The following is a 13,353-nucleotide window of genomic DNA, read 5'->3' as shown; positions in this document are numbered from 1 at the left end:
TACACAGCAGGCCCGACCCACACAAGCCGCCGAAAGTCGAAGGAACCCGCGCCTGACGCGACCTTGGGAGGAGGTGGCGATCGTCGCAACCGGACAACAAACTGTCGCCCGACCGACCTCCTCCCTGCCCACCCGGCCTCCGCCCGGGGGATACCGGGCGGGCCGTTTCGGTACGCCGCTTAACCTTAGCCGGTGTTGCGCAAACCGGCGGCAATCCCCGCCACAGACACCAGAAGCGCCTGTTCCACGGGGCTGCCCTGGGCAACTTCCTGCTGCCGCGAACGGGCAAGCAGTTCAGCCTGCAACAGGTGCAACGGGTCGAGGTAGGTGTTGCGCAGGCGAATGAATTCCAGAGTGTCAGGGCTATGTGCCAGTAGCTGCGACTGACCGGTCAACCCCAGGACCACCGAGCACGCCTGCGACAATAGGTCGCGTAAATGCTCGCCCAACGGTAGCAACCCAGGTTCGACCAAACGCTCATCGTAGGAGCGCGCGATGTCCGCGTCGGCCTTGGCCAGCACCATCTCCAGCATGTCGATGCGGGTGCGGAAAAACGGCCATTGCTCGCGCATCTGCCCCAGCAACTCGCCCTCGCCGCGCTCCAGCGCCTTGCCCAGGGCGGTCTCCCAACCGAGCCAGGCCGGCAGCATCAGGCGCGTCTGGGTCCAGCCGAAGATCCACGGGATCGCCCGCAGGCTTTCGATGCCTCCGGCCCGGCGCTTGGCCGGCCGGCTGCCCAGCGGCAGACGGCCCAGTTCCTGCTCCGGTGTGGACTGGCGGAAGTACTCGACGAATTGCGGATTTTCCCGCACCACGGCGCGGTAAGCCTTGACCCCGTCGGCCGCCAGTTCATCCATCAGATGACGCCACTGAGGAGTGGGCGGCGGCGGTGGCAGCAGTGTCGCTTCCAGCACGGCGGCGAGGTACAGATTGAGATTCTGTTCGGCGATGTCCGGCAGGCCAAATTTGAAACGAATCATTTCACCCTGCTCAGTGGTACGGAACCGCCCGGCCACCGAACCCGGCGGTTGCGACAGAATCGCCGCGTGAGCCGGACCGCCGCCACGCCCCACGGTGCCTCCGCGGCCATGGAACAACAGCAGTTCGACTTGCTGTTCGCGACAAATGTCCACCAGCCGTTCCTGGGCTCGATACTGTGCCCAGGCCGCCGCTGTCGTGCCGGCATCCTTGGCCGAATCGGAATAGCCGATCATCACCTCCTGAGGCCCTTGCAGCCGCGAGCGATAGCCCGGCAGCAGCAACAATTGCTCGATCACCGGCCCGGCGTTGTCCAGGTCGGCCAGGGTCTCGAACAGCGGCACCACCCGCATAGGTCGCAACACGCCGGCCTCTTTCAACAAGAGCTGCACCGCGAGCACATCGGAAGCGGCGCCCGCCATCGAGATCACGTACGAGCCCAGGGACGCCGCCGGCGCCGCCGCCACTTCCCGGCACGTGGCCAGGACTTCCGCCGTATCGGCCGACGGTTTGAAATGTGCGGGCAGCAGCGGACGCCGGTTGTTCAGCTCCTCCAGCAGAAAGCTGATGCGCTGCTCCTCGCTCCAGTCCTCATAGCGGCCCAGGCCCAGGTAGTCAGTGATTTCAGTCATGGCTGCGCTGTGGCGCGTGGAGTCCTGGCGTACATCGAGGCGCACCAGGAACAACCCGAACGTCACCGCCCGGCGCAAGCAGTCGAGCAGCGGCCCGTCGGCGATCACGCCCATACCGCACTCGTGCAGGGACTGGTAGCAAAGCTCCAGCGGGTCCAGCAGTTCGCGGTTGTTCTGCAACACATCGGCAGAGGCTGGGGTGGTGACTTTCAGGGACGCGTGCGCCCAATTGCGCGTGGCGCGCAGGCGTTCACGCAATTGCTTGAGCACGGCACGGTAGGGTTCAGCGCTATCACCGGCCTGGGCGCGCAAAGCCTCGCTGGCTTTTTGCATGGACAGCTCAGCCGCCAGGTGATCAACGTCGCGCAGGTACAGATCTGCCGCCATCCACCGCGCCAGCAACAGCACTTCGCGGGTTACCGCAGCGGTGACATTGGGGTTGCCATCCCGGTCGCCGCCCATCCACGAGGCAAAGCGGATCGGTGCAGCCTCCAGCGGCAGGCGCAAGCCGGTGGCGGCATGCAGGGCCTGATCGGCCTTGCGCAGGTAGTTGGGAATGGCTTGCCACAGCGAATGTTCGATCACCGCAAAGCCCCACTTGGCCTCGTCCACCGGGGTCGGCCGGGTGCGGCGTATTTCTTCGGTATGCCAGGCTTCGGCGATCAGCCGTTGCAGACGCTCGTGGATCTGCGCACGCTCGGCGCTGGTGAGATCGCGGTGGTCCTGGGCCGCCAGTTGCGCGGCGATGGCATCGTATTTCTGGATCAGCGTGCGCCGGGCCACTTCCGTGGGGTGGGCGGTGAGCACCAGCTCGATTTCCAGCCGTCCCAATTGCCGCGCCAGGGACTCGGCGCCATGGCCCTCGGCCCGCAATCGAGCAAGCAGTTCGGGCAACACCCGCGCCTCGAACGGTGCCGGTTTGGACTCTTCGCGTCGGTGGATAAGTTGATACTGCTCGGCGATGTTGGCCAGGTTGAGGAACTGATTGAACGCCCGCGCCACCGGCAGCAGTTCGTCCTCGCCCAACTGATTGAGGCTGGCGCTCAGTTCGGCGTCCATGGAGCCGCGTCGATCGGCCTTGGCACCCTTGCGGATCTGCTCGATCTTGTCGAGAAACCTGTCCCCGTACTGTTCGCGGATGGTGTTGCCCAGCAGCTCGCCGAGCAGGTGAACATCCTCGCGCAAGCGTGCATCGATATCGGTCATCAGCAGTTCTCCAGCAAAAGGTCCGGACAGCTCTTGGGTTAGACGTTTTACAGAGAGTGCCGACGCAAGACGTTTATGACAAGCGACGAGGGGACATTAAACCTTGTCGGACAAAGCTAGTCTTAACAGTAAGCCACACAACGGCTTGTCACTCTGCGCGCCTGCCATCCGCGGGCTATTGAGGCCATCATGAAAATCCGTGAGCTCGCCCAACACTGGGAAGAAAACGCCAAGGGTTGCCTGACCCAGACCGGCTACACCATTCACCTGGACGTGGAGGCCGCCGCACGACTGGCGGCGATCTGCGAGATGTATCCCAAGCGCCAACCCGAGGAACTGCTCGGCGAATTGATCGGGGCGGCGCTGGAAGAACTGGAAGCCAGCTTCCCTTACATCAAGGGCTCGCAAGTGGTGGCCACCGATGAAGAGGGTGACCCGCTCTACGAAGACGTTGGCCCGACACCGCGTTTTCTCGCTCTGTCGCGGCGTCATCTGCATCAACTCTCCTCGCAGAACGACAAGTCCAAGCACTAATTTTCTTTAGGAGCGGGGCTGCGATCTTTCCCAGACGCCAGGTCAAAAGATCGCAACCTTCGCCAGTTCCTACACGCGTCCCCCACAAAAAACGCACGCCTCCTACGCCGGGAATACCGCTACGCGCCTTGAAAGTTCAGCTTTTCTGGCGCTGACCAATCAGTCAGCAAAACTTTTGGCGATTGGCCATCCTCGCTGAACTTTTGAAAAACGCCTCAGGTCACACCGAGTAACCATACTGGAACGGTCGTTTAAATAAACGCGCCCCGGCGCCAGCGCCGAAACAGACGTCCCGGCTTCGGTCCCAGCATGGATCTGTAGTTTTTTCAGGAGTTTTCCAATGGAGTTGAAGCCTATGAATACCTGCACTGCCAAACCCTCATCCACTGGCCTGCGCGGCCTGAAGTTGGCTGCCCTGGCGATCGGTAGCAGCTTCATCCTCGCCGGTTGCGCCGGCAACCCGCCCTCGGAGCAGTACGCGGTGACCCAATCGGCGGTCAACAGCGCCGTCAGCGCCGGCGGTACCGAATTCGCCGCCGTGGAAATGAAGTCGGCCCAGGACAAGCTCAAGCAGGCCGAGATCGCGATGCACGACAAGAACTACGAAGAAGCCAAGCGTCTGGCCGAGCAGGCCGAGTGGGACGCCCGCGTCGCTGAGCGCAAGGCCCAGGCCGCCAAGGCCGAACAGGCTCTCAAGGACTCCCAGAAAGGGGTTCAGGAACTGCGTCAGGAAGGCATGAACAAGCTTCAGTAAGCCGTTCACGCCGCGACGTACTTCTCATTGATAAAAGGACGACAGACTATGATGCACAAACACTTGATGATCCCCGCCCTGCTGGCCGCCTGCGTCTCGCTGGCCGCGTGTTCCACAGATCCGAACGCTAATCTGGAACAGGCCCGTACCAACTACAACGGTCTGCAGGCTGACCCGGCGGCGACCAAGGTTGCGGCTCTGGAAACCAAGGACGCCGCCGACTTCCTGGCCAAAGCCGAAAAGGCTTACATGGACAAGGAAGATGAAGCCAAGGTCGACCAGTTGGCCTATCTGACCAACCAGCGCGTGGAGGTGGCCAAGCAGACCATCGCCCTGCGCACCGCCGAAGCCGAGCTGAAAAACGCCGGTGATGAACGCGCCCGCGCATTGCTCGAGGCCCGTAACGCGCAGATCAAGCAACTGCAAGACAGCCTCAACGCCAAGCAGACCGAACGCGGCACGCTGGTGACCTTCGGTGACGTGCTATTCGCCACCAACAAGTCCGAGCTGCGTTCCAGCGGCCTGGTCAACGTGAACAAACTGGCCCAGTTCCTCCAGGAAAATCCGGACCGTAAGGTGATTGTCGAAGGCTACACCGACAGCACCGGTTCGGACTCCTACAACCAGTCGCTGTCCGAGCGCCGCGCCAGCTCCGTGCGTATGGCACTGGTGAAAATGGGCGTCGACCCGGCGCGCATCGTGACCCAGGGTTACGGCAAGGAATTCCCGGTAGCGGACAACACCAGCGTCTCGGGCCGTGCGATGAACCGTCGGGTCGAGGTGACCATCTCCAACGACAACCAGCCAGTCGCCCCGCGCTCGACCATGAGCGCCAACTGATCGGCTGACTGCAAGCAAAAGCCCCGCCTGACGTGATCAGGCGGGGCTTTTTCATGGCCAACACATTTCCCTTGTGGGAGCGAGCCTGCTCGCGATAGCGGTGGGTCAGTCAATGCAGTTGCAACTGGTCCACCGCTATCGCGAGCAGGCTCGCTCCCACAGGGAAATTGAGGCTGGGTTATGGCTCAAGCTTCTGCGGCGTCTCCTGCCCCATGCAGCGCACCGCACGCTTCTTCTCATTGATCAGCACGCCGGTCAGGCCTTTCTGTTCGGTGTCGAACAGCACCAGTACGCCATCGATGCACTGGGCAACTTGCGGAGCCGGTTCCAGGGCGACTTTGTAGTCTTCGCCCGGCACGGTCTTGAGCATGGTGAACTCGTTGAGCAGCAACGCATCCTCGGGCTTGGCGAAGTGCAGGTAGCCGTAGTACCAGAGCACCGCGACGGTGCCGAGGATGCTGCAGATACCGGTGATGATCAGGGGGATGGCGTTACGTTCTTCGCTCATTGCGGGCTCTCTGAAGATTCAACGGATGATTTCGGATAATTCGGGATCTCGCCCAGGCGGCGCAGGCCGTCGAAGTGCCAGGGGTCGTCGAGATAGCGCAGCATCACCGTTCGCCAGACCGGGTCGGCGAATGTCTGCACATGCCCACCGCGAGTCAGTTGCAGGACCCGGGGCGGCGGCGCAGCTTGATACAGACGGATGCCGTTGGAAAGAGGCACGATGGGGTCATCGATGCTGTGGTAGATCAATTTCGGTACGCCCTTCAATTGCGCCACCGAACCGATTGCACTGTCACCGTCGGGCACCAGCCAGGACAGCGGCACCTGCAATGCCCAGGTCAGCCATGAAGTACTCAGGGCGAAACGCCCTACGTCGCGATAACTGGCGGGCACGCCATCGAGCACCAAGGCCTTGAGTTGCGGCTGACGCTCGGGATGATCGGCCAGGTAATGCACCGCCAGCGCGCCGCCCAGGCTCTGGCCGAGCAGCACCAGTGGCTTGTCTTGAACCTGTGGCGCCTGGTCGAGCCATTTGAACGCTGCGTCGATGTCCTGATAGATCGCCGGCAGGCTCGGCTCGCCTTCGGACCGGCCGTAACCGCGGTAATCCACCATCAATACCTGGTAACCCTGCTCGGGCAACCACCAGCTCCCCCCCAGATGCCAGGCCAGGTTGCCGCCGTTGCCGTGCAAGTGCAGTACCGTGCCCTTGACCTCCACCCCTTGTTTGACCGGCAGCCACCAGCCGTGGAGCCTGACACCGTCGGCGGTGGTCAGGGTGACGTCGCGGTAGTCGAGCTTGGCCCGTTCCGGGGTAAAGGGCAGGCCGCGTTCGGGGTAGAACAGCAGGGAACTGCAACCGCTCAGGGTCAGCAGCAGGCATAAGATGCCGAGGGTTCGCATCCGGTGAAACCTCGCAAAAAATAAATGAAACACCGTCCCCTGTGGGAGCGAGCCTGCTCGCGATTGCGGTAGAACGGTCAACATCAATGTTGACTGGAACATCGCAATCGCGAGCAGGCTCGCTCCCACATTTTCAACCACATTGTATTCAGAGGATATTGGAATAATCCGCTTCGATCCGGTCCAGGCTCAGGTGGTTGAGGAAGTTGGAGAAACACATCCAGGCCGACAGCGCGTTCATGTCGCGGAACTGTTCCGGCAGGTATTTGGGCGGCACGACCAAGCCTTCGTCCACGAGTTGGCGCATCGTGCGCATGTCTTCAAGGGTGGTTTTACCGCAGAACAGCAGCGGCACCTGCTCCAGCTTGCCTTTGCGTACGGCCAGCTGAATGTAGTTGTAAACCATGATGAAGCCCTTGAGGTAGGACAAGTCTTTGGTGAATGGCAGACCGGTTGGCACCGAACCACGGAAAACCCGGCTGGCGTTGCCGTAGCTTTCGCCCATCTCAAAGCCCTGCTCACGGAAGAACTCGTATATCTGCAGAAAGTCCGCCCCCTCCTCCACCATGTGAATGGCCCGGGTGCGATTGGTCAGCTTGCGCAGGCGACTTGGGTAAGAGGCGAAGGTGATGATCTCCATCAGAATCGCCAGGCCTTCCTGGGTCACCGTGGACGAGGGTGGCCCCTTGGACAGGAAGGTGCAGATCGGCTGATTCAGGCCGTTGAGGGTGGTGCCGACGTGCACCAGACCTTCATGGACTTCCAGGGCCCGAACGTCACGGTCGTTGAACATCGCATCAGTGCGAATCTTGATGTAATCGGCGCCAGCCGCCGCATCGGCCACGATCCCGTCGGACTCGAACACCCGGATGGTTTCCTCGGCCTCGCCAAAGACCCGGTTGAGGCGATGCTGCAGCAGGCTGACAGCGTCCTGGGCGGTCAGAATCTTCGGCTCGTCCTTCAGGTCGCCACGGCCATCAATGTTGTTCAGGTAATCGGACAGCATCAAGCCCAGGTCAGCCAGGGTCGGGTCGCCGGCATGGAACGCATCGGAAGCGGCCCCGTACAACTCCTGGGAGATCAGCCCGAAATCCTCGGTGCCGCGTGCTTCGAGCATGCGCACCACCATGCGGTATTCCTTGCACATGCGACGCATGATCTGGCCGACCGGGTTGAACTGCCCGAGCTGACGGGTGATGTCACGTTCGATGTTCTGGAATTCCAGCTTCACTTTGCTGGAATCGAACGACAGGGGCCGGTTGAGGTAATAGTCGCGGTCCACGGCGGGCATTTCCTTGCCCTTGGCCTTGAGGAAACCCTTGCGGATGCTTTCGTCCCACTTTACTGCGTCGAGAATGCGAATCGGCGTTTGCGCCAGCACAATGCGATCGGACAAGGTGCGTATCGTCTGCTGGTAATCGTCCACCCGGAACTCCTGTGAAAAAACGTCCGCTTGTTGCAATTATTGGGATTTGACCAGCCGCTGGTAGCGCACGGCCTCCGAGAACACATCGGAGTTGGCCGGGTCGTCGAGGTAACGGAAAACCGTACCCATGTCGCTGTCCACCAGCACGCCGTCACCTTCTTCGCTCTGGTTCGGCTGGCCACTGAGGATCTTCTGGCTGATGGCCTGGTTGATCTGATCCATATCCAGGTTGTAGATCACCAGTTCCTGCTTGTCGGTCAGTTCAAAACCGGCGATCACGAAATGCCCTCCATAGCGGGCCGGCACCTTGGCCGACAGATACCAACGGCTGCCGTGACGGGAGACGGTCACCGGGATGGCTTCGCGCTCCAGAGGCCTGGCCCTGAAGTAGGTGACGGCTTGATAACGGCGCGGGCCCACTTCGACCAACTCCAGATTGAGCGGCTCGCCCCAGGCGTTGGTACTGGTCCAGTGGCCGACCAGCCCTTGGGGCGCGGCTTCGCTGTCGGGCAACGGCGCCTTGAAGGACACCAGGCAGCCACTGAGCAGCAGCAACGACACGGCCATTACAACGGCACGCCAGGCTTTCATTTGAACTCCCTATGGCATACGGCGCCTAGTCTTTGTGAGGAGCCTTTGTGGCGAGGGAGCTTGCTCCCGCTTGAGTGCGCAGCGCTCACAAAAGGGGCCGCTACGCAGCCCAGCGGGAGCAAGCTCCCTCGCCACATGTGGTGCTCCTGAAAAACTAAACCGACGCCAATACCAGATGCATGTAGCGGGTCAGGATGCCGAGCATTTCTTCTGCCGCTACCGGCTCGGCGCCATTGAGCAAGCCTTGATATTCCATCCGTCCGATAATCGCCGTCAACACTTTGGCATCCTGCTGGGGTTCACGCGAGCCCAAAACCTGGAAAAACTGACAAGTGCCGTGCAACAGGATCTGCTGGTGAGAGCGCACCAGCTCCGCCAGGCGCGGGTTGAGCAGCGCTTCCTGACGAAAAGCCTGTTCCGCCATCAGGTATTCGCGCCGGCTGTGCAATTGATGCTGCACGTAGTCGGCAGTCATCCGGGCGATGTCGTCCGCCAGCTGCGAGCGGGATTCGGCGCTGCCGTCTCCGTAGGCAACCATCTCCCGCAGCAGGCCTTCATTGTTGGTCCACAACTTGGCCATGAACGCCGCGCTGCGCTCCACGTACTGGGCGAAGGTATCGGTCAACAGGTCATCGATGTCCTTGAAATAATAAGTCGTGGCCGACAGCGGCACACCCGCTTCGGCGGCCACGGCGCGGTGGCGTACCGCCCGCACACCATCACGCACCACAATGCGCATGGCCGCATCGAGAATCTCCTGGCGACGCTGTTCACTGCCCTGCCGGCTGGCCTTGCGACCCTGGTACTGAACACTTTCAGCGACAGCAGTGGCGACGCCCGCCGCACCTTCTGGAGCCATTACACGATTCACGACAGGTCTTTCCTCGCTATTTCAAAATTAACCAATTGATACGTTTGTACCAGACAGGCAATAAAAAGCCGCCTGTTCGAGGCGGCTTTTTAATTGAAACACTTACGCTTGGGGCCGCATGTGCGGGAAAAGAATGACATCCCGGATCGACGGTGAGTTGGTCAGCAACATCACCAGGCGATCGATGCCGATGCCTTCGCCGGCCGTCGGCGGCATGCCGTACTCAAGGGCGCGAACGAAGTCGGCATCGTAGTGCATGGCCTCGTCGTCGCCGGCGTCCTTGTCGGCCACCTGGGCCATGAAACGCTCTGCCTGATCTTCTGCGTCGTTGAGCTCGGAGTAGGCGTTGGCGATTTCGCGACCACCGATGAACAGCTCGAAACGGTCGGTCACGCTTGGGTTCTCGTCATTGCGACGGGCCAGCGGCGACACTTCGAACGGGTACTGGGTGATGAAATGCGGCTGCTCCAGCTTGTGCTCGACCAACTCTTCGAAAATCATCACTTGCAGCTTGCCCAGACCCTCGAAGCCGAGCACCTTGGCGCCGGCCTTCTTGGCGATGGCGCGGGCCTTTTCGATGTCCTGCAGGTCGGCCGCGGTGATGTCCGGGTTGTACTTGAGGATCGAGTCGAACACCGACAGGCGCACGAACGGTTCGCCGAAATGGAACACCTTGTCGCCGTACGGCACGTCGGTGGTCCCGAGCACCAGCTGCGCCAGTTCGCGGAACAGCTCCTCGGTCAGGTCCATGTTGTCTTCGTAGTCGGCGTAGGCCTGGTAGAACTCGAGCATGGTGAACTCGGGGTTGTGCCGGGTCGAAACGCCTTCGTTACGGAAGTTGCGGTTGATCTCGAAGACTTTCTCGAAGCCACCCACCACCAGGCGCTTGAGGTACAGCTCCGGCGCGATACGCAGGAACATTTCCATGTCCAGGGCGTTGTGGTGGGTTTCGAACGGCTTGGCCGCCGCACCGCCGGGGATGGTCTGCAGCATCGGCGTTTCGACTTCAAGGAAGTCACGCTTCATCAGGAAGCTGCGGATGTGGGCGATGACCTGCGAGCGCACGCGGAAGGTCTGGCGCACGTCTTCGTTGACGATCAGGTCGACGTAACGCTGACGATAGCGTTGCTCGGTGTCGGTCAGGCCGTGGTGTTTGTCCGGCAGCGGGCGCAGGGACTTGGTCAGCAGGCGCACGCTGGTCATTTCGACGTACAGGTCGCCCTTGCCGGAACGAGCCAGGGTGCCTTCGGCGGCAATGATGTCGCCCAGGTCCCAGGTCTTGACGGCGGCCAGGGTTTCTTCCGGCAGGGTCTTGCGGTTGACGTAGACCTGGATGCGCCCGGTCATGTCCTGGATCACCATGAACGAACCACGGTTGAGCATGATACGACCGGCCACCTTGACTGGAATCGCCGCCTCGGCCAGCTCTTCCTTGGTCTTGTCCGCATACTGCTTCTGCAAGACGTCGCAGTAGGCGTCGCGGCGGAAGTCGTTGGGGAAGGCCTGGCCCTTGGCGCGCTCGGCAGCAAGCTTTTCCTTGCGCAGGGCGATCAGGGAGTTTTCTTCCTGTTGCAGGGCTTGCGGGTCGAGTTCTAGGTCGCTCATGTCTTTAAAGATTCCATCACAGGTTCGTTGCCCCCGGCCCCGGGCCGGAGTTTGCGGCCAGGCCTCGCTCCTGGGTGGAAGCGCGCCTGCCCGCCGCATGGGTGTCGCGTTACAGCCCTTGTTTGAGGCTGGCGATCAGGTATTCGTCGATGTCGCCGTCGAGCACCTTGTCACAGTCGCTGCGTTCGATGCTGGTGCGCAGGTCCTTGATCCGCGAGGCGTCAAGTACATACGAACGGATCTGGTGACCCCAGCCGATGTCCGACTTGGTGTCTTCCAGGGCCTGGGACGCCGCGTTGCGCTTCTGCACTTCCTGCTCGTACAAACGGGCCCGCAGCATTTTCATCGCGGTGTCTTTGTTCGCGTGCTGGGAGCGTTCGTTCTGGCAACTGACCACGGTGTTGGTCGGTACGTGGGTAATCCGTACGGCCGAGTCGGTGGTGTTAACGTGCTGGCCACCGGCCCCGGAGGAACGGTAGGTGTCGATGCGCAGGTCCGACGGGTTGATGTCGATTTCGATGTTGTCATCGATTTCCGGCGAAACGAACACCGCCGAGAACGACGTGTGACGACGGTTACCGGAGTCGAACGGACTTTTGCGCACCAGGCGATGGACGCCGATCTCGGTGCGCAGCCAGCCAAAGGCGTATTCGCCCTTGATGTGCACGGTGGCACCCTTGATTCCGGCGACTTCACCGGCCGACAGTTCCATGATGGTCGCGTCGAAGCCGCGTTTGTCGGCCCAGCGCAGGTACATGCGCAGCAGAATGTTGGCCCAGTCCTGGGCTTCGGTGCCGCCGGAACCGGCCTGGATGTCCAGGTAGGCGTTGTTGGCATCCATCTCACCACTGAACATGCGCCGGAATTCCAGCTTGGCCAACGCCTCCTCGAGGCGTGTCAGCTCGGCGACGACATCGCCGACGGCACCTTCATCGTTTTCTTCGACAGCCATGTCCAACAGGTCGCGGCAGTCGGCCAGGCCGCTGGACATTTCATCCAGGGTCTCGACGATCTGCGCCAGCGCAGCGCGCTCGCGGCCCAGTTCCTGGGCGTACGACGGGTTGTTCCAGACATTCGGATCTTCAAGCTCGCGATTGACTTCGGTCAGACGCTCATGCTTTTGATCGTAGTCAAAGATACCCCCGAATAGTTTCGGAGCGCTCGGACAGGTCCTTGATGGTGTTCAGGATCGGGTTGATTTCCATGGCGGGCAGCACTCGTTGGCGAACTTTTGAAAGCCGGCGAGTATAACGTAATCAAGCGCCAGCGGCAGCCCGCCTGGCGGCTTTAGGGACACCAATTCTTGTGGCGAGGGAGCTTGCTCCCGCTGGGCTGCGCAGCAGCCCTAAAAAACACAGCTCAGTCAACCTGACTCACTGAGCTATCTGGTTTCGGGGCCGCTACGCGCCCCAGCGGGAGCAAGCTCCCTCGCCACAAGAACTCTCCAGCCGGCCGGACGCACTACTCGATACCCACCCGATTACGCCCATTGTGCTTGGCCGTGTACAGCCCTTTGTCCGCCGCCGAAATCAGCTGGCGGCAATCGCCACCTTGCTGTGGCGTGAAGGTCGAGACGCCAACGCTGACAGTCAGGTTCGCCCCCTCATGAGGCGTGATGTGGGGGATGTTCAGGGCAACGACGCTCTGGCGCAGCTTTTCGGCCATCAACCGCGCGCCGCCAGCCGAGGTGCTGGGCAAGACCAGGGCGAACTCCTCGCCGCCGTAACGGGCCGGCAGGTCGGACGGACGACTGCACGCATCACGGATCGCCGTGGCGACCTTGCGCAGGGCTTCGTCCCCCTCCAGGTGGCCGAAATTGTCGTTGAAGGACTTGAAGTAATCCACGTCGATCATCAACAGCGAGAGCTGGGACTGGTCCCGCAGCGCCCTTCTCCACTCCAGCTCCAGGTATTCATCGAAGTGCCGGCGGTTGGACAGCCCGGTCAGACCGTCGGAATTCATCAGCCGTTGCAGCACCAGATTGGTGTCGAGCAGTTGCTGCTGGCTGACCCGCAGGGCGCGATAGGCCGCATCGCGTTGCAGCAGCATCATGTAGGACCGCGAGTGGTAGCGAATGCGCGCCACCAGTTCGATGTTGTCCGGCAACTTGACCAGGTAATCGTTGGCCCCGGCGGCGAACGCCGCGCTTTTGACCAGCGGGTCCTCCTTGGTGGACAGGACAATGATCGGAATATCCCGGGTCGCCGGATGGTTACGGTATTCGCGCACCAGGCTCAAGCCATCAAGACCGGGCATCACCAGGTCCTGGAGGATCACCGTTGGCTTGATGCGGACCGCATGGGCGATGGCCTGGTGTGGGTCGGCGCAGAAGTGAACGTCGATGTTCTCTTCATTGGCCAGCCCGCGCCGCACCGCCTCGCCGATCATCGCCTGGTCGTCGACGAGCAAGACCATGGCCGCGTTCTCGTCACGCTTGAAATCGTCGAGCTGTAAATCACTCATGGGAACTCACCTGAATACGGCTGGTGGACAAGGCTGCCGGGGT

Annotated in this window: 12 protein-coding genes; 3 read left to right on the top strand and 9 right to left on the bottom strand. The window is 61.5% G+C overall.

Annotated features, from left to right (window positions below):
* Window positions 1-185: 185 nt before the first annotated feature.
* Window positions 186-2,816, bottom strand: coding sequence for a phosphoenolpyruvate carboxylase (gene ppc, locus QOM08_RS05355; RefSeq protein WP_274090890.1), 2,631 nt, complete (start codon window positions 2,814-2,816; stop codon window positions 186-188).
* A gap of 189 nt (window positions 2,817-3,005) precedes the next feature.
* On the opposite strand from ppc, the gene QOM08_RS05350 reads away from it, so the two are divergent.
* From QOM08_RS05350 to QOM08_RS05340, 3 genes are all read left to right on the top strand, one after another.
* Window positions 3,006-3,350, top strand: a complete 345-nt coding sequence (locus QOM08_RS05350; protein WP_047227533.1) for a hypothetical protein — start codon at window positions 3,006-3,008, stop codon at window positions 3,348-3,350.
* Between the two features lie 340 nt (window positions 3,351-3,690).
* The gene (locus tag QOM08_RS05345) at window positions 3,691-4,104 is read left to right on the top strand and encodes a DUF4398 domain-containing protein (RefSeq protein ID WP_047227532.1); all 414 of its coding nucleotides are present in this window, start codon (window positions 3,691-3,693) and stop codon (window positions 4,102-4,104) included.
* Window positions 4,105-4,155: 51 nt separating this feature from the next.
* Window positions 4,156-4,944, top strand: a complete 789-nt coding sequence (locus tag QOM08_RS05340) for an OmpA family protein (RefSeq protein ID WP_047227595.1) — start codon at window positions 4,156-4,158, stop codon at window positions 4,942-4,944.
* 178 nt (window positions 4,945-5,122) lie between these two features.
* Here the strand turns inward: QOM08_RS05340 and QOM08_RS05335 are convergent, their stop codons facing one another.
* The 8 genes from QOM08_RS05335 to QOM08_RS05300 all read right to left on the bottom strand — a co-directional run bounded on the left by QOM08_RS05335 (window position 5,123) and on the right by QOM08_RS05300 (window position 13,310).
* Window positions 5,123-5,452 carry a hypothetical protein gene (locus tag QOM08_RS05335; protein ID WP_047227531.1) on the bottom strand — a complete coding sequence of 110 codons (330 nt, stop codon included), beginning with the start codon at window positions 5,450-5,452 and terminating at the stop codon, window positions 5,123-5,125.
* On the bottom strand, window positions 5,449-6,354 hold the full coding sequence (locus tag QOM08_RS05330) for an alpha/beta hydrolase (RefSeq protein ID WP_316912666.1): 906 nt from the start codon (window positions 6,352-6,354) through the stop codon (window positions 5,449-5,451). The genes QOM08_RS05335 and QOM08_RS05330 overlap by 4 nt, the downstream gene beginning before the upstream one ends.
* 148 nt (window positions 6,355-6,502) lie before the next feature.
* Complete coding sequence (locus tag QOM08_RS05325) at window positions 6,503-7,780, bottom strand: flavohemoglobin expression-modulating QEGLA motif protein (RefSeq protein WP_047227529.1); 1,278 nt, start codon at window positions 7,778-7,780, stop codon at window positions 6,503-6,505.
* Window positions 7,781-7,816: 36 nt separating this feature from the next.
* Window positions 7,817-8,371: a hypothetical protein gene (locus tag QOM08_RS05320; RefSeq protein ID WP_316912665.1), complete on the bottom strand. Its 555-nt coding sequence runs from the start codon at window positions 8,369-8,371 to the stop codon at window positions 7,817-7,819.
* A 154-nt stretch (window positions 8,372-8,525) separates the two neighbouring features.
* Window positions 8,526-9,242 carry a TetR/AcrR family transcriptional regulator gene (locus tag QOM08_RS05315; RefSeq protein ID WP_047227527.1) on the bottom strand — a complete coding sequence of 239 codons (717 nt, stop codon included), beginning with the start codon at window positions 9,240-9,242 and terminating at the stop codon, window positions 8,526-8,528.
* A gap of 102 nt (window positions 9,243-9,344) precedes the next feature.
* Window positions 9,345-10,847 carry a lysine--tRNA ligase gene (lysS, locus tag QOM08_RS05310; RefSeq protein WP_047227526.1) on the bottom strand — a complete coding sequence of 501 codons (1,503 nt, stop codon included), beginning with the start codon at window positions 10,845-10,847 and terminating at the stop codon, window positions 9,345-9,347.
* Between the two features lie 109 nt (window positions 10,848-10,956).
* Window positions 10,957-12,052 (bottom strand): peptide chain release factor 2 gene (prfB, locus tag QOM08_RS05305; protein WP_107321555.1). Its coding sequence is split into 2 segments (ribosomal slippage): window positions 10,957-11,979 and window positions 11,981-12,052, totalling 1,095 coding nucleotides; the frame shifts between segments, so codons are not numbered across the junction.
* Between the two features lie 256 nt (window positions 12,053-12,308).
* Window positions 12,309-13,310, bottom strand: a complete 1,002-nt coding sequence (locus QOM08_RS05300) for a diguanylate cyclase domain-containing protein (RefSeq protein ID WP_047227524.1) — start codon at window positions 13,308-13,310, stop codon at window positions 12,309-12,311.
* Window positions 13,311-13,353: the final 43 nt, after the last annotated feature.

Source organism: Pseudomonas sp. P105 (assembly GCF_032614175.1).
GTDB lineage: Bacteria > Pseudomonadota > Gammaproteobacteria > Pseudomonadales > Pseudomonadaceae > Aquipseudomonas > Aquipseudomonas rhizophila.
The sequence above is the reverse complement of the archived record's forward strand: the minus strand, read 5'-3'. Positions and strand labels throughout refer to the sequence as shown.